This window comes from Micromonospora inositola, assembly GCF_900090285.1.
Lineage (GTDB): Bacteria > Actinomycetota > Actinomycetes > Mycobacteriales > Micromonosporaceae > Micromonospora > Micromonospora inositola.
The window spans coordinates 2,057,629-2,081,805 of sequence record NZ_LT607754.1; the positions used below are offsets into that span (position 1 = coordinate 2,057,629).

The window sequence follows — 24,177 nt, forward strand, 5'->3', positions numbered from 1 at the left end:
TCCACCTTCGGATGCCTCCGCATGGCCAGATCGGGCACATGGGAGGATCCGCATGGAACTGACCAACGAGTGAGGAGTACCCGTGGCCGAGGCTGTCTACGCCACCTTGCACACCAACGCTGGCCCGATCCGGCTGGAGCTCTTCCCCAACCACGCGCCGAAGACCGTCCGCAACTTCGTCGACCTGGCCGAGGGCAACCGTGAGTACACCGACCCGCGCACCGGTCAGCCCGGCGGCGGGCCGTACTACGACGGCACCATCTCGCACCGGGTGATCAGCGGCTTCATGGTCCAGATGGGTGACCCGACCGGCACCGGTCGCGGTGGCCCGGGCTACACGTTCGCCGACGAGTTCCACCCGGAGCTGCGCTTCGACCGGCCGTACCTGCTGGCGATGGCGAACGCCGGGCCGGGCACCAACGGTTCGCAGTTCTTCATCACGGTCTCGCCGACGCCGCACCTGAACAACCGGCACACCATCTTCGGGCAGGTGGCAGACGAGCAGTCGGCGAAGGTCGTGGACTCGATCGCGAGCACCCCGACCGGCCCGAGCGACCGGCCGCTGCAGGACGTGGTCATTGAGCGCGTCGAGATCGAGCGCAAGCCGTCCTGAGCACCGCCCGGGTACCTTTGCCTGCATGACTGAGCGCTCCGGGCAGGCGGAGGACGGGACGGGCGGGTCGGTGCCGACCACCCCGGTCTGCTACCGCCACCCCGACCGGGAGACGTACGTCCGGTGCAGCCGGTGCGACCGGCCGATCTGCCCGGAGTGCATGCGGGAGGCCGCGGTCGGGCACCAGTGCCCGGAGTGCGTCAGCGAGGGACGCCACAGCGTGCGGCCGGCGCGTACCGCCTTCGGAGGCGGTGCCGCCGGCCGCCACGGCCATGTGACGAAGATCCTGATCGCGCTGAACGTGCTGGTCATGCTGCTCTCCATCGCCTCGGACCGGGGCGGGGACGCGGCGGCCGGCGGCTCCGGCTTCGGCGGCCTGATGGGCGGCGGCACCCCGCTGACCGACTGGGGGGCCGTGCTGGGGCAGGCGGTGTTCCCCGACGGCACGATCGGCGGCATCGCCCAGGGGCAGTGGTACCGGCTGGTCACCGCGATGTTCCTGCACTACGGCGTGGTGCACCTGCTGCTCAACATGTGGGCGCTCTGGGTGCTCGGCCGGACGCTGGAGGCGGCGCTCGGTCCGCTGCGCTTCCTGGCGCTCTACCTGATCGCCGGGCTCGGCGGGAACGTCGCGGTCTACCTCTTCAGCGCGCCCAACAGCACGGCGGTCGGCGCGTCGACGGCCATCTTCGGCCTCTTCGCCGCGATCTTCGTGATCATGCGGCGGCTGGGCCGGGACACCTCGGCGATCCTGCCGATCCTGGTGATCAACCTGATCTTCACGTTCACCGTCCCGGGCATCTCCATCGCCGGCCACCTGGGCGGCCTGGTCACCGGAGCGGTGATGGCGCTGGTCCTGGCGTACGCCCCGCGGATGCGGCGGACCGTCTTCCAGGTCGCGGGCGGCGCGATCCTCCTGGTTGCGCTCGTCGGGCTGACCCTGGTCCGCACCGGGATGCTGACCGGCGGCTGACCCGCCGCTCAGCGCGCACCGACGGGCGGAGCGAACGGCTCAGCGCGGCGTGACCGGCTCAGGGGGCGGCGGCCTGAGCCGCCCGGAGCGCCTCGGCCACCTCGGCCGGCGGCGCGTCCAGGTCGTACCGGCCGAAGAGGTGCAGCGACTCCCCGGCGTCGATCTCCAGCGTCTCCGCGGTCAGCCCACGGCGGGTACGCCGATCCACCGTGATCGCCTCGACCTTCGACCAGGGCAGGCGACGATGCCCGGCGAAGCCCTGCGCCACCGTGATCCCGTCGGGGTCCACGGCCAGCCGGACCGGCGCCACCAGGTCGCGCAGCCCCCAGCCGGCCAGCGCGGCGGCGGCCAGCCCGGCCAGCACCGGCTGGACCCGGTCGTCACCGGCGAGGAGCAGGCCGAGCCCGACCACGACGACCGCGCCGACCAGCTTGGCCACCGGCAGGATCACCGGCACCCGCCACGCGCGGACCGGGGAGGACTGTGACTGCACCGCCCCAGCATGCCAGCCGAACGGGGATGTCGGCGCGGTGCCGCGTGGGGAGCGGGGGCGGACGGCCGGCGGGTGACGACGTAGGATCGGGAGCAGCCCAGGTTACCGGGGAGTAAACATGAGTGACGCGGTCATCGTCGGTGCGGTACGGACCCCGGTCGGCCGGCGCAAGGGCAGCCTCGCCGGCGTCCACCCGGTCGACCTCTCGGCGCACGTGCTGCGCGCCCTCGCCGAGCGGACCGGCATCGAGCCCGGCCAGGTCGACGACGTGGTGTGGGGCTGTGTCTCGCAGGTCGGCGAGCAGTCGTGGAACGTCGCCCGCAACGCGGTGCTCGCCGCGGGCTGGCCGGAGTCGGTGCCCGGCACCACGGTCGACCGGCAGTGCGGGTCGAGCCAGCAGGCGCTGCACTTCGCCGCCGCCACCGTCCTCTCAGGTCAGGCCGACCTGGTGGTCGCCGGTGGTGTGGAGTCGATGACCCGGGTGCCGATGGGTTCCAGCGTGGCCGGCGGGATGCCGTTCAGCGGCCAGATCCTGGAGCGCTACCGGGGCGTCGAGGGCGTCGCCCAGGACTCGCCGCTCCCGTTCAACCAGGGCGTCGGCGCCGAGTTGATCGCCGAGCGCTGGCGCTTCTCCCGGACGCAGCTCGACGAGTTCGCGCTGGCCAGCCACGAGAAGGCCGCCGCCGCGCAGGACGCCGGCGCGTTCGACCCGGAGCTGGCCCCGGTGGCGCTCGCCGACGGCGGGAAGTTCGCCGCCGACGAGGGCATCCGGCGGGACACCTCGTTGGCCAAGCTCGGCGAGCTGGCCACCCCGTTCCGGGCCGACGGCGTGGTCACCGCCGGGTCCGCGTCCCAGATCTCTGACGGGGCCGCGGCGCTCGCCGTCACCACCAGCGAGTGGGCCAGCCGGCACGGGCTGCGCCCGCTGGCCCGGGTGCACACCGCCGTGGTCGCCGCCGACGACCCGGTCGCCATGCTCACCGCTCCCATCCCGGCCACCGCGAAGGCGCTGCGCCGCGCGGGGCTGGGCATCGAGGAGATCGGGGTGTACGAGGTGAACGAGGCGTTCGCCCCGGTCCCGCTGGCCTGGCTGGCGGAGACCGAGGCGGACCCGGAGCGGCTCAACCCGCGCGGCGGCGCCATCGCCCTCGGTCACCCGCTCGGCGGGTCCGGCGCCCGGATCATGACGACCATGCTCCAGCACATGCGGGACAACGGCATCCGTTACGGCCTGCAGACCATGTGCGAGGGCGGCGGCATGGCCAACGCCACCATCGTCGAGCTGCTCTGACCTGCGCCGGCCGCGGCGACGCCGGCTGACCCCGCCCGGCGCGTCGGCCGGAAATGGCGTCGCCCGTCCGGCGGGCAGCCGCCTAACCTGCGGGTCGTGACTACCTCCTCCACGTCCGAAGTCGACTGGTCCACCGAGCGATGGCGGGACGACGCGCTCGCCTGGGTCGGTCACGAGCTGGCCCGCGAGGGCCACCGGGTGACCGGGCCGGTCGAGCCCCGGGTCCGCCCCTGGTCGCTGGTGTGGCGGGTGCCGACCGACGCCGGCCCGGTCTGGTTCAAGGCCAACAACCCGGGCACCCGGCACGAGGCCGCCCTGCTGGCCGCCCTGGCCCGGCTCACCCCCGGCGCGGTGCTCGACCCGGTCGCGGTGGAGGTCGACCGCGGCTGGTCCCTGCTCCCCGACGGCGGGCCGAGCCTGCGCGAGGTGCTGGCCGGAAAGAAGGACCTGACGCAGTGGGAGCGGGTGCTGCCCGCGTACGCCGCCCTTCAGGTCGCGGTCGCCCCGCACGCGGAGCGGTTGCTGGCCTGGGGCGTGCCCGACCAGCGGCCGGAACTGATGCCCGAGCTGTTCGAGAGGCTGCTGGAGGACGAGGAGTCCCTGCTCCTCGGCGAGCAGGACGGGCTGACCCTGGAGCAGCACGAGCGGCTGCGGGCGTACCGGCCGGAGTTCGCCGACGCGTGCCGGCGACTGGCCGAGTTGGACATGCCCGTCACGGTGCAGCACGACGACCTGCACGACGGCAACGTCTTCGTCGCCGACGACGGGTACCGCTTCTTCGACTGGGGGGACGCCTCGATCGCCCACCCGTTCGGCACCCTGCTGGTGACGCTCCGATCGGTGGCGTACGCCTTCGAGCTGGAGCCCGGTGACCCGGCGCTGTTCCGGCTGCGCGACGCGTACCTGGAGGCCTGGACCCACCGGCACGACCGGGCGACGCTGCGCGAGGCGGCCGACCTGGCGATGACGCTGGCCAAGGTGAGCCGCGCGCTCTCCTGGCGTCGCGCCCTGGCCAGCACCGACCCGGCCCGCGCGGAGTACGCCGCGGCGGTCCCCGGCTGGCTCGGCGAGCTCTTCACCCCCAACCCGGTCTGACGCCGACCAGCCCGCTGCGGTGGCGGTCATGGTCCGGGCGCCGCCCGGTCGCCTGGACCGCCCCGCACGGCCAGGCGCTGTCCTGGTTGGACAGCGCCGACGACGGCGTGGTCCGGTGACGGGACGCTACGCGACCCGTAGCGTGTCCGCGCTCATTTCTGTCACGCCCTCGCCACGGAACTGTCTATTCGGACCATTTGCTGGGTTGAATGGGCGCCGGAGGTGCGGGCGGGTCTCGACACGCCTGCCGGGTGACGGCAGAATCAAGGCGCCGGCGATGAGCCAGCGAGCGATCGCGTCCGCCCGCCGGTCATTCTGCGCCGAAGAAAACGGGGACTCATGATTCTTCGCTCTGGCCGGTCCACCACACGTGCCATGGCGAGGCGGCTCTGCGCCGCGCTGACCACCGCCTTGATGGGGGCCGCGGCCCTGGTTTGTGCCGGTACCACCTCCGCCCCGCCGATGACGGCCGTCGCGGTCACCGCCGGTCCCCAGCCCGGCGCCTTCACCGGATCGGGTTTCGACACCTGCACCGCGCCGTCCAGTGCCGCGATGCAGGCTTGGCTGCAGTCGCCGTACCGAGCCGTCGGGATCTACTTCGGCGGCGTCAGCCGCGGCTGCGCCCAGCCGAATTTGACGAAGGATTGGGTTGCCACCCAGCTGGCGGCCGGGTGGCGGCTCATCCCGCTCTACGTCGGTCTCCAGGCGCCCTGCACCAGTCACAGCCAGCGCATCGATCCGGCCCGTGCGGCCGAGCAGGGGCGTGCCGAGGCCGACGACGCCGCGCTCCAAGCGCGAAACCTCGGGCTCGCGACCGGAAGCGTGCTGATCGTCGACATCGAGGCCTACCCCACCACCGACCCGGTCTGCACCCAGGCGGTCAACACGTACGTCAGCGCGTGGACGGTACGCCTGCACGATCACGGCTTTTTCTCCGGCTTCTACAGCAGCCTCTCCTCCGGAGTCGCGCAGCAGGTGGCGGCCTACAACGCTCCCGGGCACGTTCCGCCGGACTACCTCGACTTCGCGAAATGGGACGGCGTCCCGACCGTCGAGGACAGCACGATCCCGGCGAGCTACTGGGCCCCGAAGCGACGCATGAAGCAGTACCTGGGCGACCACTTCGAGACGTGGGGCGGGGTCACCATCAACATCGACTCCAACTACCTCGACATGGCGCCGCTGCCTGCGATCGGTGACTTCAACGGCAACGGTTGGTCCGACGTCATGTACCGGGACGCCATGACGGGGGAGCTCTACCTTCAACCGGGTAACGGCACCACGCTCGCCCCCCGGATCCCGCTCGGTGGCGGCTGGAGGGCCATGGACGCGATCATCCGAGCGGGGAACTTCGACCGGGCCGGTGGCGAGGACGTCATCACGCGCGAGGCCGCGACCGGATACCTCTGGCTCTACCCCGGCACCGGCGCCGGCACCTTGGCGTCGCGGGTCAGGATCGGCACCGGCTGGACCGGCCTGCGCGAGATCACCCCGATTGGCGACTACAACCGTGACGGCTACCCGGACCTGATCGCGGGGACCAGCACCGGCGCGCTCTACCTCTATCCGGGCAGGGGCAACAGCTTTGGCAGCCGGGTGCTGCTGTCGAGCAGCGGTTGGACCAGCATGGACGAGCTGGCCGGTGGTCCGGACCTCGACGGCGACGGGTACGTCGACCTGATCGCCCGCCAGACGAAGACCGGCGACCTCTACCGCTATCCGGTGACGACCGCAGGGAAGCTGGGGTCGGCGGTCAAGGTGGGCAGCGGCTGGACCGGCCGGCGGAATCTCACCCAGGTCGGCGACTTCGACCGGGACGGTCGGGCGGACCTGGTGGCGATCGAGTCGGCCACCGGCACCCTCTACCGCTACCGCTGGCTCGGCTCCGGGTGGTCGGGCCCGATCTTCCTCAGCAAGCGGTCCTCGGCCCTGCAGAAGCCCCTGCTGTGACCGCCGGGGTCGGGCCGGCCTGACCGGCCGGTCCGACCGTCGGACAGGCGGTGCGACTTGCGGCATGGAACTTGCGCAATTCCCTTGTGACCCATATCACGCCTGGTCGCCTGTCGTTGCACAGGGCATGGACGTGTTCTCGCGTACCTTCCTTCCGGCCGCCGCCGAGGCCGGTCTGGCCACTCAGACGGTCAGCCGGCACATGCCGATCTTCCGCCGGTGCGTGGGCTCCGGCGACGCCACCATCCTGGTCACCCGGTGCAGCCGCCCGGACCACCCGGTTGGCGGCGACCACCTGATGCTCCTCACCCACCGCCGCCTGGTGGTCACCCAGCAGACCCGGGTGCTGCACCGGCTGCGGCTGCACCTCAACACCGAGCTGCGCGAGCTGAGCAACGTCACCTGGAGCCCGGACCCACGCCTGCACAGCGTCGAGCTGGCCGCCACGGCGATCGACGGGGCCCGCGAGCGGTTCCTCATCCGGACCCACCACCCGAAGCAGGTCTGGCAGCTCGACGCGCTGCTCAACCACGCCTTCCGCACCCGCCTCCGGACGCCCGCGGAGCGGCTGGTCGCCACCATCGGCGAGCCGCCGCTCGGCGCCCGGCCGGCTGCGTTCCGCCCGGCGTCGGTGCGCTGACCGGCTCCTTACCGAACCCGAACGTTCCCCGGACGTCCCCGACGGCCATCGATCGGTAATCATGGGCCGGTGACCGCCGACGCCGCGCAGCACGGGCTCGTCCTCGTGGTAGAGGACGAGCCGGCCATCGCCGACCTGGTCCGGCTCTATCTGACCCGGGACGGCTTCGGCGTACACCTGGAACGGGACGGCGTCGGGGGCCTCGCCGCCGCGCGGCGGCTGCGTCCGGTGGCCTGCGTGCTGGACATCGCGCTGCCCGGCCTGGCCGGGACGGAGGTCTGCCGGCGGCTCCGCGAGGCCGGCGACTGGACGCCAGTCATCTTCCTCACCGCCCGAGACGACGAGGTCGACCGGATCGTCGGCCTGGAACTGGGCGCGGACGACTACGTGACCAAGCCGTTCAGCCCCCGGGAGCTGGTCGCCCGGGTCCGGGCGGTGCTGCGTCGATCCACCGGGGCGCCGGCCGGGGCGGAGCAGCCCCGGGTGGTCGGCCCGGTCGTCCTCGACCCGGCCCGCCGGACGGTCACCGCGGCCGGCGCCCAGGTCCAGCTCACCTCCACCGAGTTCGACCTGCTCGCCCACCTGATGGCCCGGCCGGGCCGGGTGTTCACCCGGGAGGAGCTGCTCGCCGGTGTCTGGGGGTACGCCGCGCACGCCGGCACCCGGACCGTCGACGTGCACGTGGCGCAGGTCCGCGCCAAGCTCGGCCCGGCCAGCGTGATCCGCACCCACCGCGGCGTCGGGTACGCGGCCGATGCCTGACCCCGCCGGCCCGCCGCCGTCGACGGGCTCATGGCCACCGGTCGGTCCGCAGCCGCCGGTCGGCCCGCAGCCCGCCCCGGGGCCGGGCCGACCGCAGCAGCCGACCATCGCCCTGCCGGTGATCGGGCCGCGTACCCCGCCGACGCCCCCGCGCCGGCGGTTCGCCGGCACGCTGACCACCCGCGCGGTGCTGGTCACCTGTGCGGTGGCGCTGGTGTCGGTGCTGGTGACCGCGCTGGTCGCGGTCCCCCTCGCGGTACGCGGCGCGGAGCGGCGCGACCAGGCGGCCCTCGCCGCCCAGGCCCGCCTCGCCGCCGAGGTGCTGCGGGTCCGCCCCGCCCGGCAGCGGGACAACGCGGGGGACCGGCTGATCCGCCAGCTCCGCCAGCAGGACATCGACGTGTACGTCGTCCGAGCCGGTCAGGTGGACCGCCCGGGCCTGCCCCGGCAGGTGGTGACCCGGGTGTCGACCGGCAAGGACGTCTCCGGGCGGCGGCTGGTGAACGGCGAGCGGGCCCTGGTCGAGGGGCGGGCGCTGCCCGGCGGCGACGGCGTGGTGCTGACCCGGGCCACCAGCAACGGGCCGTGGCGGCAGGTGCTGCGCAGCCTGTGGCTGCCGCTGCTGGCCGGGCTCGCCGCCGGGGTGGCGGCCGGGTTGCTGCTCGCCCGCCGGCTGGCCCGGCCGATCCGGACCGCGGCCACCGCCGCCGCCCGGCTGCGCGCCGGGGACCGGGCGGTACGCGTACCGGTCGAGCCGCCGGACGAGGTGGCCGACCTGGCGTACGCGCTGAACGGGCTCGCCGCCGCGCTGGCCACCAGCGAGGGACGGCAACGCGAGTTCCTGCTCTCGGTCTCGCACGAGCTGCGCACCCCGTTGACCGCGATCCGCGGCTACGCCGAGGCGCTCGCCGACGGGGTGATCGACGCGGACGGGGTGCCCGACACCGGCCGGACGATGCTCGCCGAGGCCGAGCACCTGGACCGGCTGGTCAGCGACCTGCTGTCGCTGGCCCGGCTGGAGGCCGCCGACTTCCCGCTCGAACCGGTCCAGGTCGACCTGGCCCGGCTGGCGGCCGAGGCGGAACGGACCTGGTCCGACCGGTGCGCGGCGCTCGGGGTGGCGTTCCGGGTGGAGGTGCCGCCGGGACCGGTGCCGGCGTACACCGATCCGGGGCGGATCCGGCAGGTGCTCGACGGGCTGCTGGAGAACGCGCTGCGGGTCGTACCGCCGGGGGCGCCGGTGGTGCTCGCGGCCCGGCCGGCCGGCTCGGACCCGGCCGCCGGCGGGATCGTCGAGGTGCGCGACGGCGGACCCGGATTCACCGACGACGACCTTGCGGTGGCCTTCGAGCGAGGCGCGCTGCACCAGCGGTACCGGGGGGTGCGCAAGGTGGGCAGCGGGCTCGGGCTGGCGCTCGCCGCCGGGCTGGTCCGCCGGCTCGGCGGCGACATCGCCGCCGGCCACGCGCCGGAGGGCGGAGCGGCCTTCACCGTCCGGCTGCCCGGAGATCCTTACCTGACCCGAACACGGGGCTGACCGTTCGCTCGCCCGGGCGGGGGATGCTGGTGCTCCACGGACGAGAGGAACACTGATGGCACGTCAGGGAATCGTCACCGGCATCACCGCGCTGCTCGCGGCGGCCGCGCTCGGCCTCGCCGGCTGCGGCCCGGCCCAGCTGGCCCAGGATTCGGCCAGGGAGACCGCGGTCGAGGTCGCCGCCGCCATGGGCGCGGACGGCCAGGCGCTCACCGCGATGGGCTTCGACGCCGCCGACCTGGACGTGGACCCGGTCGCCGCCCCGGCGGCGTCGGAGTCGGCCGAGCCGGGCGCCTCCACCGAGGCCGGTCCGAAGGACAAGCGCGGTGATCGCGGCCAGGAGTGGCGCAAGCGACACCGGGCCCGGGTGCTGCTGCGCAAGAACACCCTGCACGGCGAGGTCGTGGTCCAGACCAAGGACGGCGGTACGAAGACCGTCGCCGTCCAGCGCGGCCAGGTGACGGCGATCGACGCGAAGTCGATGACGGTCAAGTCGACCGACGGCTTCACCATGACCTGGACCTTCGGCGACAACCTCCGGGTGGTCGAGCGGCGTACCACGATCCAGTCGACGGACATCAAGGTCGGCACCACGATCGGCGTGGCCGGCGCCAAGGACGGCGACGGCGGCGTGGCCCGGCTGGTCGTGGTCCCGGTCAAGCAGAAGTGACGGCGGACCGGGCCCCCTCCGCACGGAAGGGGCCCGCTCCTCGGGTCAGTAGACCCGGGATCCGATGAAGTCGTCGTGGCCGTAACCCACCGGGTTGGCGAACGACCGCGACTCGAAGGACCACTGTTGGCGGGTGCTGGTGGAGCAGCCGGCCAGCCGCAGCCGCGGGGTGCCCAGCCAAGGGTTGTCGAACGCCACGCAGAGGTTGGTCGCGCCGGCCGGCTTGAGCTGGTTGCCGGCGAAGACGAACTTCTGGTTGAGCCCGCCGTGGCAGTCGTAGATGTTGACCGTCGTGCCCGAGGTCAGCGACCCGCCGGAGACGTCCAGGCAGCGGTCGTGGGAGAGCTCCGAGTGCAGCGACTGCCGGGTCGGGTCGTACCAGAAGCCCTGGTTACGCCCGCCGTGGCAGGCGTACGACTGCTGGACGGTCCCGTTGCGGGAGTCGTACCCCTTGCCGTCCACGCAGGTGCCGGTGGCCGCGTTGCGGAGCTGCTTGAACTCCATCAGCCCCGGCTGGAGCACGCCCTGGCCGGTGCTGGCCGGGTCGACGCAGGTCGCCTTCTGCTGGCCGGAGTTCCAGAACTGGGTGATGCACTGGGCGAACATGCCGTGCCCCCGGTAGTTGGGGTGGAACGACTGCCGGGCGGCGTTCTCGTCCCAGATCCCCACCTCGATGTAGAGGCCCCGGACCGAGGTGTTGTCGGTGCACACCTCGTGGCCGTGGAAGAGCCGGCTGGCGTCCAGGTAGCGGGTGTCGGTGTTGGCCGCCGCCGCCCGCAGGGCAGACTCGAAGAGCGGCACCGCCTTGTTCCGGGCGAACGCGGCGTCGGCCAGGTAGAGCAGGCAGCCGCCGGCGTACCAGCCGGGGAAGTCCGGGTTGTCCTCCACGTCCGGGCTGCCCGGGCTCGGGTACGACATCAGCACCAGCTCGTAGTCCGAGCGCAGGTAGCCGGCCCCGGTCATGGTCTGCCGGATCGAGGTGATCGCCTCCTCGACGGCGCGCCGGCTGCCGTCGGTGCGGATCGTCCACTGGTCGGTGTACGTCGGGTAGCACGCGCCCTGGAAGAAGACGCGGCGGACCGCGCAGTCGGTGGCGACCGGTCCGAACTGGATGGTGCCGTCGCCGTTGGCCCCGGCGACCACCCAGATCAGCTTGACGTGCATGTTGCGGGCCTTGATCGCCAGGTAGTCGCCCTGGTTCAGTTCGTTGTGCTGGGTCGGCCCGCCGGCGACCAGGTTCCAGGGAGTGGCGCCGGAGCAGGCGAGGTTGTCCCGCTCGTCGGCCGGGATGCCGGTACGGAACACGGCCTGGTCGTACGAGCGGTCGCACCAGTTGCCGTTCTGGTGGGTGCCGGGGACGTAGTTGCCCACCCCCTCACCGGAGATCTCGCTGTCGCCCATAGTGACCAGGGCGGTGCGGCGTTGCTCCAGCGGGCGGATGTCCGGGGCGCCGTAGAGCGTGGTGGCCTCGGCGGCGCGGACGGTTTCGAGAGCGGTCGGGAGCGGCTGGATGACGGGACGGTCGGCGGCAGCCGCGGGGGCGGCCGGTCCGACGAGCATCGGCAGGGCGAGGGCGAGGGCGGTGGCGGACAGGACGGCCAGGGCATGCCGTCGGGTCGTCCGTTCGCGCCTGGCGGGGGTGCCAAGCATCGACGCGCTCCTTTCGACTCAATCGCGGGACATCGATTGAGTTACCAGAAGGTAACCGTCCGGAAATTAGATGTGAATGCGTCTCGGAAACCTTGTGGCCCGGTGCGGAAGGGAACTTTCCCGGCAGATCGGGCGGCTCGAGAGTCCGGGCGGCGGCACCGCGCGGCCGAATGGTCCGCTTCGGGAGGGTGGGCTCGGGTGGTTCGCGGCGCGCCGGGTGCCCCGGCGCTTCCGCCGCGTCCGGCCGTGAGCAGGGCGGTCCCGACCGCGCCCGCTGACGATCATCGAGGTCGCGCCGCCGGGGGCGGCGCCCGATCGGGAGGTGGCGGGCTGCACCGCGACGACGGGTGGCCAGGCTAGGCTAGGTCCGAATTGCCGTCCCCACCGTGGAGATCCCCCGTGAAGCTCTCGATCCTCATGCCGGTCTACAACGAGGAAGAGCGAATCGCGGATGCCCTCAAGCAGGCATTGGCGGTTGACTACCCGTGCGAGATCGAGCTCGTCGTCGTCGATGACGGCAGCCGGGACGGCACCTCTGAGATCCTCGGCCGGTTGGACGACGCGCGGCTGCGGGTGATCACCCATCAGCGCAACGCCGGCAAGGGCGCGGCCATCAAGACCGCCGTCGACAACGCCGAGGGTGAGTACATGGTCATCCTCGACGCCGACCTCGAGTACGACCCGCAGGACATCCCGCGCCTGTTGGAGCCGGTCCTCGACGGGCGGGCCACGGTCGTCTACGGCAATCGGACCTTCGGCAGCCACAGCGCCTACAGCTTCTGGTACGTGGTGGGCAACAAGGGCGTCACGATGGTGGCCAACGTGCTCTACAACTCCTACATCGGTGACCTGGAGACCTGCTTCAAGCTGCTGCCGCTCGAGCTCTACCGCTCGCTCCAGATCCGCTCCCGGGGCTTTGGCATGGAGGCGGAGGTCACCGGCAAGCTGCTGCGTCAGCGGATCCGCCCGTACGAGGTGCCGATCAGCTACCGCGCCCGTGGCCGCGAGGAGGGCAAGAAGATCACCTGGAAGGACGGCGTCGAGGCGCTCTGGATCCTGACCCGGGAGCGCGCCCGTCGCCGCCCGGCCGCGGCCGCGAAGCGCTGACCTCGGCCCGCCGCCCGCACGAACCACCGCAGGACCCCGCCGCCCCGAGGCGCGGGGTCCCGCTGCTTCCGGGACCCTCCGCCGGCCCGCCCCGCTTCCGCCGGTCCCCGCGACGGCGGCGCACCGGGCCGCCCCGGCTTCCGGCCTTCCCCACGGCCGTGCGTCGGCCGGACGCGCCCGCGGCGACCGTTCCGGCGGGGCCCGGCGGTCGGTCAGGCCGACGCCGGCACCGCGGCGAGGAATTCGTCGATCGACCGGCGCAGGCCGGCGGCGTCCAGTCCGTGCCAGCGGCTGTGGTCCTCGGCCGAGCCGTAGCGGCGCAGGTCGTCGCGGCCCACGCCGAGGGTGCGCAGCCGGTGCGGCCGGTCGGCCAGCGCATCGCCGACCACCCGGGCCGACGTGCCGGCCAGGTACGGTTCGACCAGGATCACCTCGGTGCCCGCGAGGGCCCGCAGGCCCGCGGTGTCGAAGGGGCGCGGCCGGTGCGTGTACGCCACGGTGACCGGCAGCTCGGCCACCGCGGCCAGCGCCGCGTCCAGCAGCGGACCGACCGCCACCAGCAGCGGCGCGCCCGGACCGGCGTCGCGCAGCACCCGAAGGTCGCCCGCGTGCGGGTACGGGCGGGCGTTGCCCTGGGTGGAGAGCCGCAGGTACGCCGAGTCCCGCCCGCACACCATGGCCCGGAGCAGCCCGGGCACCTCGTCCCGGTGGCCGGGGACGTGCACGGTCCAGTCGCGCAGCGTGTCGATCAGGGCCACGTCCGCCGGGCTCAGATGGGTACGGCCGGCCGCCGCACGGTCGTAGGATGCGCCGACGCTGACCAGCACCGCCCCGACCCCCTGGTGGTCGAGGTCCAGCTTGATCTGCTCGTACGCCCGCTCGACCAGGAACGGGGCGTAGCTGTGCACGATCGGGCGCTGCCCGGTCAGTGCCAGCCCGCCCGCCACACCCACCATCAGCTGCTCCCGGATCCCGACGTTGATCACCCGGTCGGGGTGGCGCAGGGCGGCCGGGGCGAACGCGGCGGCGGATATGTCGGCCAGCACGATCGTGGTCCGGGGGTCGTCCAGCAGTGCGGTGGCGGTGGTCACGAAGGTCTCGCGCACGGTCCTACTCCTCGTCCGTGACGACCGCGACGACGACGTGCGGCCGGTGGTTGTCGTGCCCGGTGAGGGCGGTGTGCAGGGCCTCGTGATCGCGACCGTCGACCGTCGCGGCGGTCCACCCGTTGACGGTGAACCGGCTCGCGGCGCCGCCCGGCCAGCCGTGGCTCGCCGAGCGGTTGTCCAGCACGATCCCGGTCAGGCCGGCCAGCCCGGTCGCCCCGGCGTACGCGATCGCCTCGTGGTTTGAGCCCTCGTCCAACTCGGCGTCGCCGAGCAGCACATACACCCGGGGGGTGAGCCGGCCCTGGGCCCGCAGCCCGAGCGCGGTGCCCACGCCGAGGCCCAGGCCGTGGCCGAGCGACCCGGAGCCGATCTCCACCCCGGGCACCAGCAGCCGGTCCGGGTGGTCGCCGAGGCGGCTCTCCGGGCCGCCCTGGTCGTCCAGCCACGCCACCGGGATGAATCCCTTCGCGGCGAGCAGCGCGTAGTAGCCGGCGACCGCGTGCCCCTTGGAGAGCAGGAAGCGGTCCCGGTCCGGGTCGTCGATCGTCTCCGGGGTGATCCGCAGCACCCGGTCGTAGAGCACCTGGAGCACGTCCAGCGTCGAGTACACGTTGGCGCCGAACTCACGGCCGGCCCGTGTTCGGTCCAGCAACTCCCCGAGCGCGGCGGGGTCGGTGGCGGTAGTCGTCGTCATGCGGCTAGCCTGCGACCTGAAGCTCACTTCAACTCAAGGTCGTGTGATGCACGAGTCTCTCACCATCGGGCAGCTCTCCGCCCGCAGCGGGGTGGCCCCCTCGGCGCTGCGCTACTACGAGCGGCTGGGCCTGATCCGGGCCGAGCGCACCGGCGGCAACCAGCGCCGGTACGCCCGCTCCGAGCTGCGCCGGGTGGCGTTCGTCCGGATCTCCCAGCAGGTCGGCGTCTCGCTGGAGGAGATCCGGGAGGCACTGGACTCGCTGCCGTCGTCGCGTACCCCGACGCCGGACGACTGGGCCGCCCTCTCCCGCGCCTGGCGGGACCGGCTGGACGAGAAGATCCGGCTGCTCGGCAAGCTCCGCGACGACCTGGACGGCTGCATCGGCTGCGGCTGCCTGTCGCTGCAGCGCTGCACCCTCTACAACCCGGAGGACTCGCTGGCCGCGGAGGGCCCCGGCGCCCGGCTGGTGTTGCCGCGCCCAGAGCCCGTCACGGGGTCGTGAGCAGCACCTTGCCCAGGTGGTCGCTGGTCTCCACCAGGCGGTGCGCCTCGGCCGCCTCGGCCATCGGCAGCCGGCGGTCCACGATCGGGCGGATCGCCCCGGACTCGATCAGCGGCCACACCTGCTCGCGGACCCCCCGGACGATCTCCGCCTTCTCGGCCAACGGACGGGAGCGCAGCGCGGTCGCCGCCACCGTGGCCCGCTTGGCCAGCAGCGCGCCCAGGTCCAGCTCACCCTTGCGGCCACCCTGCATGCCGATCACCACCAGCCGGCCGCCGGTCGCCAGCGCCGCCACGTTCCGCGGCAGGTAGGCGGCGCCGATGATGTCGAGGATCACGTCAGCGCCCCGGCCGTCGGTCACCCGGCGGACCTCCTCGACGAAGTCCTGCTCGCGGTAGTCGATCGGGTGCACGGCACCCAGCTCGCGCAGCCGCTCGTGCTTCGCCGCCCGCGCGGTCACCACCACCGTCGCGCCGAGGGCCACACCGAGTTGGATGGCGAAGGTGCCGATCCCGCTGCCGCCGCCGTGTACGAGCAGCGTCTCGCCCCTGGCGAGCCGGGCCAGCGCGACGACGTTCGACCAGACCGTGCAGGCCACCTCGGGCAGGGCCGCCGCGTCGACCAGGTCGACGCCGGCCGGCACCGGCAGCAACTGCCCGGCCGGCACGGCCACCCGCTCGGCGTACCCGCCGCCGGCCAGCAGCGCGCAGACCTCCTGGCCCACCATCCAGCCGGTCACCTCGGGACCGATCGCGCCGATCACCCCGGAGCACTCCAACCCGGGGTACGCGGGCGCGCCCGGCGGCGGCGGGTAGTGCCCCTGCCGCTGCAGCAGGTCCGCCCGGTTCACCGCGCTCGCCCGCACGTCGACGATCACCTCACCGGGGCCGGGCTCCGGATCGGGCACCTCCGCCCAGACGAGTGCCTCGGGTCCGCCGGGTTCCGGGATCGTGATCGCACGCATGGCCCAGTCTTACCCGATCCGGCCGTCCGTCCACGTCCGGGCCAGGATCTGCGCCACCGTCTCCTCCGGGCTCTGCTCGGAGGTGTCCAGCCAGAGCCCGATCCGCGGGGTGTCGGCCCGGAACCCGGCGTCCAGGTCGGCCACCGGCCAGTCGCCGTACCCCTTCTTCGGCCGCTCCCGCTCGCGGGCCGCGACCACCTCGGGGCGCGGCGCGAGCACCACCACCGCGAGCGGCCGGTGCCGGATCCGCGCGACCATGGCCGGCAGGTCCGCCCCCAGTACCACGTCCTGGAGTACGACCGTGAAGCCCACCTCGGCGTAGCGGTCGGCCACCGTCGCGGCGAGGTCGTAGCGGAGTCGCAACTGCCGCCACGCCTCCTCGGACGGCTGCGCGGTCATCTCCGCCCGCCCGTTCACCACCATCCGGCGGAACAGGTCACCGCGCAGGTGCACCGAGCGGGGCAGCCGGCTGGCCAGCAGCTCGGCCACAGTGGACTTGCCGGCCGCCATGATTCCGGTGATGAGCACCACCGACGGGGTCTCCCACATCCGACCATCGTGCCAGTGAGGGTGGGACGCCGGCTCGCCCGATGCGGTGCCCATGGCAGACTGGGCACGGTCGCGCACCCTTCGGGGGCGTGACCCGGGAGGGTTCGCCTAGTGGCCGATGGCGCTGGTCTTGAAAACCGGTAAGGGCAGCGATGTCCTTCGTGGGTTCGAATCCCACACCCTCCGCAACTGATCGGTCACCGGTCACCGGTCACCGGTCACCGGTCGCCGATCGCGCGCCGGACACGACACGCTTTCGGTTCGAAGCGGCGCGTCGGCGGGGTATGAAGGGGCGCAGGAAAAACGCGCACCCGGAAGGACCCGTTTCGATGACCCTGGAACGACCGATCGCCCCGGACCCGTACGAGCTGCTGCCGACGGTGCCGTCGTTCACCCTGACCAGCGACGACGTGCACAACGGAGAGCCGATGGACGCGCGGTACGCGCACGGCAGCGCCGGTGGCGGGAACGTGTCACCCCAGCTCGCCTGGTCGGGCTTCCCCGACGAGACGAAGAGCTTCGTGGTGACCTGCTTCGACCCGGATGCCCCGACCGGCAGTGGCTTCTGGCACTGGGTGCTGGTGGACGTCCCCGCCTCGGTGACCGAGCTGCCCACGGGGGTGAAGGAGGGCGACCTCGGCGGCGCCTTCAGCATCCGCAGCGACTACGGCGACACCGGCTACGGCGGCGCCGCCCCGCCGCCCGGCGACCGCCCGCACCGCTACGTCTTCGCGGTGCATGCCGTCGACGTCGAGCGTCTCGACGTCGGCAAGGGCGCCAGCCCGGCCTTTGTCGGCTTCAACCTCGCCTTCCACACCCTCGCCCGCGCCGTCCTCCGCCCCACGTACCAGATCAAGGACTGAGCCGCTCCCCGCGATCTTGCGCTTACGGCCCGGCAGCACGGACAGAAGCCGTGAATCGAGGCCCAAAGTGCAAGATCGCGGGCGGGAGCGGGGCAGGGACGGCGGGACGGGGTCAGCCCGGGACGCGGGCCACGGCGAAGACGGACTGGCCGAACGGGGGGCGGAGGCGCTGCTCGGCGGCCTTGGTCGCCGGGAGGACCAGGCTGTCGTAGACCTTGACCATGGGGCCCTCCTTCGGCATCAGCCGGAAGACCTTCGTGGCCATGAAGTAGCCGATCAGGCCGAGCGCGTTCGCGTAGTGGATCTTCTCCACCGTCAGGCCCGCCTCGGTCATGGCCGCGGCCAGGCTCTTCTTCGTGTACCGCCGGACGTGGCCGGTGGCGATGTCCGCCGGGCTCATCGCGAACTGGAACGCCGGCACGATGATCACCACGGCGCCGCCGGGCCGGACCAGGTCGCGCATGCTGCGCAGCGCGCCCACGTGGTCCTCGATGTGCTCCAGCACGTTGTACGACACGGCCGCGCTGTAGTCGCCGCGCTCGGAGTGCGGCAGCAGCATCTGCCGGACCTCGATGCTCGGGTGCTCGGCGAGCCGCTCCTTGAGCTGGACGAGCCGGGCCGGGTCCGCCTCGGTGGCGGTGATCCGGGGCAGGTGCTCGGACCACTCAAGGGCGTAGTCGCCCAGCCCGCTGCCGATCTCGATCGGGTTGTCACCGAGGTAGGGCACCGCCAGCTCGACGAACCACCTGCGGTGGTTGACCGCCGTCGCCAGGCCTTCGAGCACCTCCGACTGGACGCGCTGATCCCCAGTGATTTCTGCCATGCGTCGATTCCTCACGATATGACTGACCCGCGCCTGGACCGACAGAGTCAACCATCCGCAGGGATGGTGTGGGAATCGGGGCACCGGAGGGTGGCCGAATTGCGGTCGGGGGTGGGCACGTGATCGGCGGTCGGCGAACCCGGCACATAGTACGCCAGTACCCCGAAACATGTCACGGCCCTGCCATACCCTGACTACGCTCCGAATTGTTATGACTACTCCTGAATCGGACGGTGGCACCGTTGCGGATGAGCCCGGCCGGGGCGTAGCGGACGGACGGGACAGGTGGGTCGACGCCGCCGCCGTGCTCAGCTTCGTGCTGCTCGCCTTCTGGGTGACGGCGCGGTTCTGGCTGAATCCCGGCAACGGGGTGCGGGACAACCGCTCGGATCAGGCGCAGTTCGAGTGGATGATGGCGCACGGTGCGCGGGTGGTGACGGATTTCGCCTATCCGTTCGTCTCGGACCGGATGAATTTCCCGGACGACGTGAATCTCATGGCTAATACGTCCGTATTATCCATTTCACTGCCGATGACGCCGGTCACCGTCCTCTTCGGGCCACATACGGCTTTCCTGGTCTTTCTCACCGCCGGAATGATCGCCACCGGCGTGGCCTGGTACTTCGTCCTTTCCCGGGTGGTGATCGGGGCCCGGGGGCCGGCGTGGCTCGGGGCGGGCTTCTGCGCCTTCGCGCCGGCGATGGTGTCGCACGCCAACGCCCACCCCAACATCGTCTCCCAGTTCGTGGTGCCGCTGATCGTCTGGCGGACCCTGCGGCTCGCCGAACCCGGGCGCTGGCTGCGCAACGGCGTGCTGCTCGGACTGGTGATCGTCTGGCAGGCCTTCCTCAACCTGGAGATCCTGCTGATGACCGCGATCGGCCTCGCCGTCGTCGTCGGCGCGCTCGCCCTCGGCCGGCCGGAGCTGCGGCGGGCGATCCGGCCGTTCGCCGCCGGGCTGGGCGTGGCCGCCGTCGTCGCCGGAGCGCTGCTCGCGTACCCGCTGTACGTGCAGTTCCTCGGGCCGGGGGCGTACCAGGGACTGTCCCGGCTGATCCGCGGCTACCGCACCGATCTCGCCTCGTTCGTGGCCTGGTCGGGCGAGTCGGTCGCGGGCGACCCCCGCAGCATCGCGCGGTTGGCCAAGAACGCCACCGAGGAGAACGCCTTCTTCGGCTGGCCGCTGGTCGTACTGGTGATCGCGCTCGTCTGGTGGCTGCGACACAACGCCGTCGTGCTCGGCCTGGCCGCGGTCGGCCTGCTCTTCGCCGTCTTCTCGCTGGGTCGGGAGATCCGCTTCGACGGGCGGGACACCGGCATCCCCGGGCCGTGGGCGCCGCTGGAGAACCTGCCGATCCTGCACTCGGTGGTGCCGACCCGCTGGTCACTCGCGCTGACCCCGATCGTCGGGGTGCTGCTCGCGCTCGGCGCGGACCACGTGCGGCGGTTGGCCCGACGGCACCCCGAGGCCCGCCCGCAGATCCGGTTCGTCACGGTCACCGTGCTGGCGATGGCCCTGCTGCCGATCCTGCCGACCCCGCTCCCCTCGGTACGCCTCGACCCCACGCCGGAGTTCGTCCGCTCGGGGGCCTGGCGCCCGTACGTGGCCGGCGGGCACAGCGTCGTCACCCTGCCGCTGCCGGACACCACCTACGCCGACCCGCTGCGCTGGTCCGCCCAGACCCGGCTGGAGATGCCGCTCGCCCGGGGCTACTTCCTGGCGCCGGACACCCGGCCCGGGGCCGGCCGGGTCGCCCTCTTCACCGCTCCGCCCCGACCCACCAGCACCTTCTTCACCGAGATCCGGCGAACCGACGCGGTGCCGCCGATCACGCCGCAGGACCGGGTGGCCGCCGTGGACGACCTGCGGTACTGGCGGGCCGGGGCGGTGCTCCTCGATCCCCGGCAGAAGCAGGCCGGCGCGCTGCACCGGGGGATGACCGAGCTGACCGGGATCGACCCGGTGCTGACCGGTGGGGTGTGGCTCTGGGACGTCCGCCCGCTGGTCGACTGAGCGCCTGCCCGGATGTCGGGCGGGGAGAGACTCAGGAGGGTCGGACGCAGCAGCCCTGGCAGATCTTCGGCCGGGGCAGTGTGAAGGCCAGGCAGCAGGTCCGCCGCTGGACGGTCGGCTCGCCGGCCGGACCGGGCACCAGCTCCACCAGGTCGGCCAGGTCGAGCGCGTCCAGCAGCGTCTCGATGCTCCGCGTCGACGATCCGGGCAGCGTGTCGGCGGCCCGCAGGATGCCGTGCGCGATGCCGGAGGCGACCGAGCCGAGCAGCGTACGCGTGCCGATCCGGACCTCGGCCTGGATGGCCGCGATCATCGGGGCGAGGTGGGCGTCGAGCAGCGAGGCGCGCAGCGCGCCGAGCAGCTCGGCCTCGCCGGCGACCACCCGGACGTCCGGCGCGCCGGTCAGCGCCAGCGGGTCGCCCGGCAGCACCGCGACCGCGGTCGAGCGGCGCAGGCCCAGGGTGAGCAGCGGGCGGTGGTCCTCGAAGTGGATCAGGACGTCGGCCGGGTCGACCAGCGGCACCCGCCGCGCCGAGGCCCAGCCGAGCACCGCCGGCAGCGCCACCCAGTAGCTGTACGACTTCCAGGCCAGCGCGGCGCAGGCGTGCGGGGTGCCGCCCCAGCGCACCGTCGCGGCGCGCAGGAACTCCGGCAGCAGCGTCCCGTCGACCAGCCGGGTCGCCGGGCTCCAGCGCGCCTCGCCGGAGGCGACCAGCAGGCCGGGCGCGAGCCCGGGCAGGTCGTCCGTGCCGAACATGGCGCGCAGGGTCGCGGTCACCGGGGCGAGCGGAGCGGCGACGTCCCGCGTCGGCATCACCGCTGTCACCTGATCCGTCCCCTGTCTGGTCGCCCCGCCGGTCGGTATGAGCAGGCCCATCTGAGCTAAGGCTAGCCTAACCAGATGCTGCGGGTCGGGGGAAGCGGCGCCGAGGGGCGGATGGATGAGGTCCTGGTCACTCCGCCGACCGGTCACCGCCTGTCGGCGTACTACCCGGCGGGCGGGGACGAAAACGCCGCCCGGCCGGTCGAGGGGCGGCGCAAAGCCTCGACGTACCTGGCTGAACTGTCAAGGCGAGTGTCGAATACGAGCCAGTTTCTGTGCACGTTCGGCCACCCACCGTGAAACTGGTACTCCCGGTGACGAGGAAGCCGATGACGACCTCACCCATCGAACGGGCCGCCGACTCGTTCGCGGCCGAACTCGCCCGGCACCGCACCGACCGGGGGCTGTCCAAGAAACAGCTCGCCACCCTGATGGGCTTCGACCCGTCCTACGTCAGCCACGTCGAGGGCCGCCGGCACCGCCCCACAGAGGACTTCGCCCGCCGGGCCGAGGCCGTCCTGGAGGCCAGTGGCGCGATCTGGCAGCGCTTCCGGGAGTACGACGCGCTGCGGCACACCCGCTCCGGCGGGGCGCACCGGGAGCCGCCCGTCGCCGGCCAGTGGCTGCCGCCCGGCACCGGCCTGGTGGTCGAGCGGGAGCTGGCCAGCCTGACCCACGCCGACGACGGCTACCGCTGCGTGATCCGGCGGGAGCTGTACAACGCCGGGACCGAACCGGTCACCCGTTACCTGGTCCGGGTCGCCGTCGACCGCTACCCCAACGACCCGGGCCGCTCCAACCGGCACCACCGGGAACACCCGCTCACCTTCGCCGAGCTGCAACTGCGGGCCTACCGGGACGACGGCGGCGAGCGGGAGCCGATGCACTGGCGGGCCAAGCACGACCGGGACGCGTTCAAGGAGATCTGGCTGCTCTTCGAGAACGCCGAGGGCCGCTTCCCGCTTTACCCGGGCGACCGGGTCACCATCGAGTACGCGTACCGGGTGGGGCGGGAGAAGTGGGGCCCCTGGTTCCAGCGGGCGGTTCGCCTGCCCACCCGGCACCTGGCCGTCCGGCTGGACCTCCCGGTGGAGCTGGACCCGCAGGTGTGGGGGGTGGAGACCTCCCTCTCCTCGGAGGAGGGGCCGCTGCGTACCCAGATCCAGCGGCACGACCAGGGCGGCCGGGCACTCTTCGACTGGTCCACCGACGACCCGCCGCTGAACGCCCGCTACCGGCTGCAGTGGCGCTTCCGGAACCAGCCCCCGGACGCCGAGCCGGACGGTCCGGCGACCGGCGTGGGGGTCCGGGCCAGCGACCGGATGCGCGGTATCGGCGTCGTGCAGCGCGGCGACGACCTGCTCCGCCAACCCGCCCGCCAGTTCGACCTGCCCCGCCAGGAACGCACCGCCCGGGACGTGGTCGACCGGCTCTGCGCCACCCTGGCCCGCCTCGACGAGCTGCACCCGTTCCGCAAGGGGGTCGGCATCGCGGCCCCGCAGCTCGGGCACGGCTGGGCCGCCGCCGTGGTCCGCCCGGCCGACCGGGCGGCCGAGCCGGTCGTCCTGCTCAACCCCCGGATCGTCGACTCCGCCCCGGACACCGACGAGCAGTACGAGGGCTGCCTCTCCTTCTTCGACCACCGTGGCCTGGTGCCCCGACCGCTGCGCATCGACGTGGAGCACGCCCAGTGGGACGGCAGCCGGCTCATCACGTCCTTCGAGTACGCGGTGGCGCGCCTCGTCGCGCACGAGATCGACCACCTGGAGGGGCGGCTCTACGTCGACCGGATGGCGCCCGGGGTGCCCCTGGTACCGGTCGAGGAGTACCGGGAGAGCGGTAACCCCTGGCGCTACTGAGCGCTCCGGTATGCGACCCGGCTCCGGGGGAGGAACGTCTACCGGGCGCCGAAGGCGTCGTACCGGATGTGCTCCGGCGGGACCTCGTCGGCGGCGAGCGCGCGCAGGGTGGCCCGGACCATCGGGGTCGAGCCGGAGACGTAGCAGTCGTGCGTCGTCCAGGGCCCGTAGCGGGTGACCACGTCAGAGACGTCGCCCACCTCGCCGTCGAAGCTCAGGTCCACGCTGCACGCCGGGGTCACCGACAGCCACGGGTGCGCGGTCACCAGCTCCGCCAGGCCGGCCAGGCCGTAGAGCTCCTCCGGACGGCGGGCACCGTAGAACACGTGCACCCAGCGGGTCCGGTTGAAACTGATCAGCTCCTCCACCAGCGCCTTGATCGGGGCCAGCCCGACCCCGCCGGCGACGCAGAGGATGTCCCGGGCCGACGACCGGTCCAGCGTCATCGACCCCATCGGGGCGGCCACCCGGAGCAGGTCGCCCGGCTTCGTCCGGCGGACCAGCGCCCCGGACACCCAACCGGCCGCGCCGGCCGGCGTACGCACGTGGAACTCCAGCACGTTGTCGTCGTTCGGGGCGTTCGCCACCGAGTACGTCCGCCACACCCGCGGGTGGTACCGGGGCGCCTCGATGCTGACGTACTGGCCGGCCTTCCAGGGCAGCGGGTGCTGCAGGGCGCGGACGGTCAGCACGGCGGTGTCCGGGCCGTGCCGCTCGTGCGTGAGTACCTCGGCGTGCCAGAACGGCGGGTTCTCGTCCGCCTCCGCCCCGGCCAGCATCTTCTCGCAGATGCTCGCGTACGCCTCCCGCCAGGCCTGGTCGTATTCGAGGTTCCAGCCGTCGCCGGCGGTGCTGCGCAGCGCGTCCAGCAGGGCGACGCCCATGGTCTCGTAGTGCGTGGCCTCGACGTGGTACTTGCGGTGGTCCCGGCCCAGCGCGCGCAGGTACTCGTCGAAGCTCTCCGGGTCGCCGACCGTCTGGGTGGCGGTGACGATCGCCTCCAGGATCCGGTCGCCCTGCCCGCTCATCTGGATCGGGAAGAGCTTGCGCAGCTCGGGGTCGAGGAGGAAGAGCCGGGCGTAGAAGTGGCCGCTCAGCCGTGCCCGGTCCTGCTCGACCAGGGTCCAGCTCTCCTTCAGCAGCCGCGCGAAGTTCTCCACGGGGGCACGCTCCTTCTCCTGGCGGCGGATCGG

The 24,177-nt window shown here is 72.9% G+C and carries 24 protein-coding genes and 1 tRNA gene; 16 read left to right on the plus strand and 9 right to left on the minus strand.

Annotated elements, in window-relative coordinates; genetic code table 11:
• The first annotated feature begins 82 nt into the window (after positions 1 to 82).
• On the plus strand, positions 83 to 613 hold the full coding sequence (locus tag GA0070613_RS09820) for a peptidylprolyl isomerase (protein ID WP_089012008.1): 531 nt from the start codon (positions 83 to 85) through the stop codon (positions 611 to 613).
• Positions 614 to 638: 25 nt separating this feature from the next.
• The gene (locus tag GA0070613_RS09825) at positions 639 to 1,586 is read left to right on the plus strand and encodes a rhomboid family intramembrane serine protease (RefSeq protein ID WP_089012009.1); all 948 of its coding nucleotides are present in this window, start codon (positions 639 to 641) and stop codon (positions 1,584 to 1,586) included.
• Between the two features lie 58 nt (positions 1,587 to 1,644).
• Here GA0070613_RS09825 and GA0070613_RS09830 read toward each other — a convergent pair whose 3' ends face one another.
• Positions 1,645 to 2,079, minus strand: a complete 435-nt coding sequence (locus GA0070613_RS09830; protein WP_408630978.1) for a PH domain-containing protein — start codon at positions 2,077 to 2,079, stop codon at positions 1,645 to 1,647.
• Positions 2,080 to 2,197: 118 nt separating this feature from the next.
• Between GA0070613_RS09830 and GA0070613_RS09835 the strand changes: the two genes are divergently transcribed.
• The 7 genes from GA0070613_RS09835 (at position 2,198) to GA0070613_RS09865 (ending at position 10,024) form a co-directional block, all read left to right on the plus strand.
• Positions 2,198 to 3,370: a thiolase family protein gene (locus GA0070613_RS09835; RefSeq protein ID WP_089012011.1), complete on the plus strand. Its 1,173-nt coding sequence runs from the start codon at positions 2,198 to 2,200 to the stop codon at positions 3,368 to 3,370.
• A gap of 96 nt (positions 3,371 to 3,466) precedes the next feature.
• The gene (locus GA0070613_RS09840) at positions 3,467 to 4,465 is read left to right on the plus strand and encodes a phosphotransferase (protein WP_089012012.1); all 999 of its coding nucleotides are present in this window, start codon (positions 3,467 to 3,469) and stop codon (positions 4,463 to 4,465) included.
• Positions 4,466 to 4,840: 375 nt separating this feature from the next.
• Positions 4,841 to 6,415 (plus strand): glycoside hydrolase domain-containing protein, encoded by a 1,575-nt coding sequence (locus tag GA0070613_RS09845; RefSeq protein WP_172875779.1) that lies wholly within the window; start codon positions 4,841 to 4,843, stop codon positions 6,413 to 6,415.
• Between the two features lie 127 nt (positions 6,416 to 6,542).
• A complete protein-coding gene (locus GA0070613_RS09850) occupies positions 6,543 to 7,055 on the plus strand; it encodes a hypothetical protein (RefSeq protein ID WP_089012014.1) in 513 nt (170 codons plus the stop codon).
• A gap of 69 nt (positions 7,056 to 7,124) precedes the next feature.
• Positions 7,125 to 7,817 (plus strand): response regulator transcription factor, encoded by a 693-nt coding sequence (locus GA0070613_RS09855; RefSeq protein WP_089012015.1) that lies wholly within the window; start codon positions 7,125 to 7,127, stop codon positions 7,815 to 7,817.
• Positions 7,810 to 9,354: a sensor histidine kinase gene (locus GA0070613_RS09860; protein WP_089012016.1), complete on the plus strand. Its 1,545-nt coding sequence runs from the start codon at positions 7,810 to 7,812 to the stop codon at positions 9,352 to 9,354. The genes GA0070613_RS09855 and GA0070613_RS09860 overlap by 8 nt, the downstream gene beginning before the upstream one ends.
• Positions 9,355 to 9,409: 55 nt before the next feature.
• Entirely contained in the window at positions 9,410 to 10,024 is a 615-nt protein-coding gene (locus GA0070613_RS09865) for a hypothetical protein (protein ID WP_089012017.1), read from the plus strand.
• A gap of 45 nt (positions 10,025 to 10,069) precedes the next feature.
• On the opposite strand, the gene GA0070613_RS09870 is transcribed toward GA0070613_RS09865, so the two are convergent.
• Positions 10,070 to 11,674: a ricin-type beta-trefoil lectin domain protein gene (locus GA0070613_RS09870; RefSeq protein ID WP_089012018.1), complete on the minus strand. Its 1,605-nt coding sequence runs from the start codon at positions 11,672 to 11,674 to the stop codon at positions 10,070 to 10,072.
• Positions 11,675 to 12,073: 399 nt separating this feature from the next.
• Between GA0070613_RS09870 and GA0070613_RS09875 the strand changes: the two genes are divergently transcribed.
• Positions 12,074 to 12,781 carry a glycosyltransferase family 2 protein gene (locus GA0070613_RS09875; protein WP_089012019.1) on the plus strand — a complete coding sequence of 236 codons (708 nt, stop codon included), beginning with the start codon at positions 12,074 to 12,076 and terminating at the stop codon, positions 12,779 to 12,781.
• 212 nt (positions 12,782 to 12,993) lie between these two features.
• On the opposite strand, the gene GA0070613_RS09880 is transcribed toward GA0070613_RS09875, so the two are convergent.
• Entirely contained in the window at positions 12,994 to 13,887 is an 894-nt protein-coding gene (locus GA0070613_RS09880) for a transketolase family protein (protein ID WP_089012020.1), read from the minus strand.
• Between the two features lie 4 nt (positions 13,888 to 13,891).
• Complete coding sequence (locus tag GA0070613_RS09885; RefSeq protein ID WP_089012021.1) at positions 13,892 to 14,584, minus strand: transketolase; 693 nt, start codon at positions 14,582 to 14,584, stop codon at positions 13,892 to 13,894.
• Between the two features lie 46 nt (positions 14,585 to 14,630).
• On the opposite strand from GA0070613_RS09885, the gene soxR reads away from it, so the two are divergent.
• Entirely contained in the window at positions 14,631 to 15,089 is a 459-nt protein-coding gene (gene soxR, locus GA0070613_RS09890; protein WP_089012022.1) for a redox-sensitive transcriptional activator SoxR, read from the plus strand.
• On the opposite strand, the gene GA0070613_RS09895 is transcribed toward soxR, so the two are convergent.
• Both GA0070613_RS09895 and GA0070613_RS09900 read right to left on the minus strand, forming a co-directional pair.
• Positions 15,076 to 16,053, minus strand: coding sequence for an NAD(P)H-quinone oxidoreductase (locus tag GA0070613_RS09895; protein WP_089012023.1), 978 nt, complete (start codon positions 16,051 to 16,053; stop codon positions 15,076 to 15,078). The two genes, soxR and GA0070613_RS09895, sit on opposite strands and share 14 nt — an antisense overlap.
• A gap of 9 nt (positions 16,054 to 16,062) precedes the next feature.
• A complete protein-coding gene (locus tag GA0070613_RS09900) occupies positions 16,063 to 16,602 on the minus strand; it encodes an AAA family ATPase (RefSeq protein WP_089012024.1) in 540 nt (179 codons plus the stop codon).
• Positions 16,603 to 16,699: 97 nt separating this feature from the next.
• Between GA0070613_RS09900 and GA0070613_RS09905 the strand changes: the two genes are divergently transcribed.
• Both GA0070613_RS09905 and GA0070613_RS09910 read left to right on the plus strand, forming a co-directional pair.
• Positions 16,700 to 16,788: transfer RNA gene (locus tag GA0070613_RS09905), tRNA-Ser, on the plus strand.
• Positions 16,789 to 16,931: 143 nt separating this feature from the next.
• Positions 16,932 to 17,465 (plus strand): YbhB/YbcL family Raf kinase inhibitor-like protein, encoded by a 534-nt coding sequence (locus tag GA0070613_RS09910; protein ID WP_089012025.1) that lies wholly within the window; start codon positions 16,932 to 16,934, stop codon positions 17,463 to 17,465.
• Between the two features lie 112 nt (positions 17,466 to 17,577).
• On the opposite strand, the gene GA0070613_RS09915 is transcribed toward GA0070613_RS09910, so the two are convergent.
• Positions 17,578 to 18,288: a class I SAM-dependent methyltransferase gene (locus GA0070613_RS09915; RefSeq protein WP_089012026.1), complete on the minus strand. Its 711-nt coding sequence runs from the start codon at positions 18,286 to 18,288 to the stop codon at positions 17,578 to 17,580.
• A 211-nt stretch (positions 18,289 to 18,499) separates the two neighbouring features.
• On the opposite strand from GA0070613_RS09915, the gene GA0070613_RS09920 reads away from it, so the two are divergent.
• Positions 18,500 to 20,302: a hypothetical protein gene (locus tag GA0070613_RS09920; protein WP_089012027.1), complete on the plus strand. Its 1,803-nt coding sequence runs from the start codon at positions 18,500 to 18,502 to the stop codon at positions 20,300 to 20,302.
• A 31-nt stretch (positions 20,303 to 20,333) separates the two neighbouring features.
• On the opposite strand, the gene GA0070613_RS09925 is transcribed toward GA0070613_RS09920, so the two are convergent.
• Positions 20,334 to 21,116 (minus strand): IucA/IucC family C-terminal-domain containing protein, encoded by a 783-nt coding sequence (locus GA0070613_RS09925; RefSeq protein ID WP_089012028.1) that lies wholly within the window; start codon positions 21,114 to 21,116, stop codon positions 20,334 to 20,336.
• Between the two features lie 87 nt (positions 21,117 to 21,203).
• Between GA0070613_RS09925 and GA0070613_RS31955 the strand changes: the two genes are divergently transcribed.
• Positions 21,204 to 21,425: a hypothetical protein gene (locus GA0070613_RS31955; protein WP_157746312.1), complete on the plus strand. Its 222-nt coding sequence runs from the start codon at positions 21,204 to 21,206 to the stop codon at positions 21,423 to 21,425.
• 29 nt (positions 21,426 to 21,454) lie between these two features.
• Positions 21,455 to 22,984, plus strand: coding sequence for a peptide deformylase (locus GA0070613_RS09930; RefSeq protein ID WP_089012029.1), 1,530 nt, complete (start codon positions 21,455 to 21,457; stop codon positions 22,982 to 22,984).
• A gap of 38 nt (positions 22,985 to 23,022) precedes the next feature.
• Here GA0070613_RS09930 and GA0070613_RS09935 read toward each other — a convergent pair whose 3' ends face one another.
• Complete coding sequence (locus GA0070613_RS09935; protein WP_089012030.1) at positions 23,023 to 24,144, minus strand: globin domain-containing protein; 1,122 nt, start codon at positions 24,142 to 24,144, stop codon at positions 23,023 to 23,025.
• Positions 24,145 to 24,177: the final 33 nt, after the last annotated feature.

Coding starts and splice junctions, on each gene's coding strand:
- GA0070613_RS09900 (WP_089012024.1), bottom strand. CDS start 16,602: ATGTGGGAGACCCCGTCGGTGGTGCTCATCACCGGAATCATGGCGGCC.
- GA0070613_RS09915 (WP_089012026.1), bottom strand. CDS start 18,288: ATGGCAGAAATCACTGGGGATCAGCGCGTCCAGTCGGAGGTGCTCGAA.
- GA0070613_RS09845 (WP_172875779.1), top strand. CDS start 4,841: ATGGCGAGGCGGCTCTGCGCCGCGCTGACCACCGCCTTGATGGGGGCC.
- GA0070613_RS09835 (WP_089012011.1), top strand. CDS start 2,198: ATGAGTGACGCGGTCATCGTCGGTGCGGTACGGACCCCGGTCGGCCGG.
- GA0070613_RS09850 (WP_089012014.1), top strand. CDS start 6,543: ATGGACGTGTTCTCGCGTACCTTCCTTCCGGCCGCCGCCGAGGCCGGT.
- GA0070613_RS09870 (WP_089012018.1), bottom strand. CDS start 11,674: ATGCTTGGCACCCCCGCCAGGCGCGAACGGACGACCCGACGGCATGCC.
- GA0070613_RS09885 (WP_089012021.1), bottom strand. CDS start 14,584: ATGACGACGACTACCGCCACCGACCCCGCCGCGCTCGGGGAGTTGCTG.
- GA0070613_RS09865 (WP_089012017.1), top strand. CDS start 9,410: ATGGCACGTCAGGGAATCGTCACCGGCATCACCGCGCTGCTCGCGGCG.
- GA0070613_RS09895 (WP_089012023.1), bottom strand. CDS start 16,053: ATGCGTGCGATCACGATCCCGGAACCCGGCGGACCCGAGGCACTCGTC.
- soxR (WP_089012022.1), top strand. CDS start 14,631: ATGCACGAGTCTCTCACCATCGGGCAGCTCTCCGCCCGCAGCGGGGTG.
- GA0070613_RS09910 (WP_089012025.1), top strand. CDS start 16,932: ATGACCCTGGAACGACCGATCGCCCCGGACCCGTACGAGCTGCTGCCG.
- GA0070613_RS09930 (WP_089012029.1), top strand. CDS start 21,455: ATGACGACCTCACCCATCGAACGGGCCGCCGACTCGTTCGCGGCCGAA.
- GA0070613_RS09860 (WP_089012016.1), top strand. CDS start 7,810: ATGCCTGACCCCGCCGGCCCGCCGCCGTCGACGGGCTCATGGCCACCG.
- GA0070613_RS09925 (WP_089012028.1), bottom strand. CDS start 21,116: ATGCCGACGCGGGACGTCGCCGCTCCGCTCGCCCCGGTGACCGCGACC.
- GA0070613_RS31955 (WP_157746312.1), top strand. CDS start 21,204: ATGCTGCGGGTCGGGGGAAGCGGCGCCGAGGGGCGGATGGATGAGGTC.
- GA0070613_RS09920 (WP_089012027.1), top strand. CDS start 18,500: ATGACTACTCCTGAATCGGACGGTGGCACCGTTGCGGATGAGCCCGGC.
- GA0070613_RS09825 (WP_089012009.1), top strand. CDS start 639: ATGACTGAGCGCTCCGGGCAGGCGGAGGACGGGACGGGCGGGTCGGTG.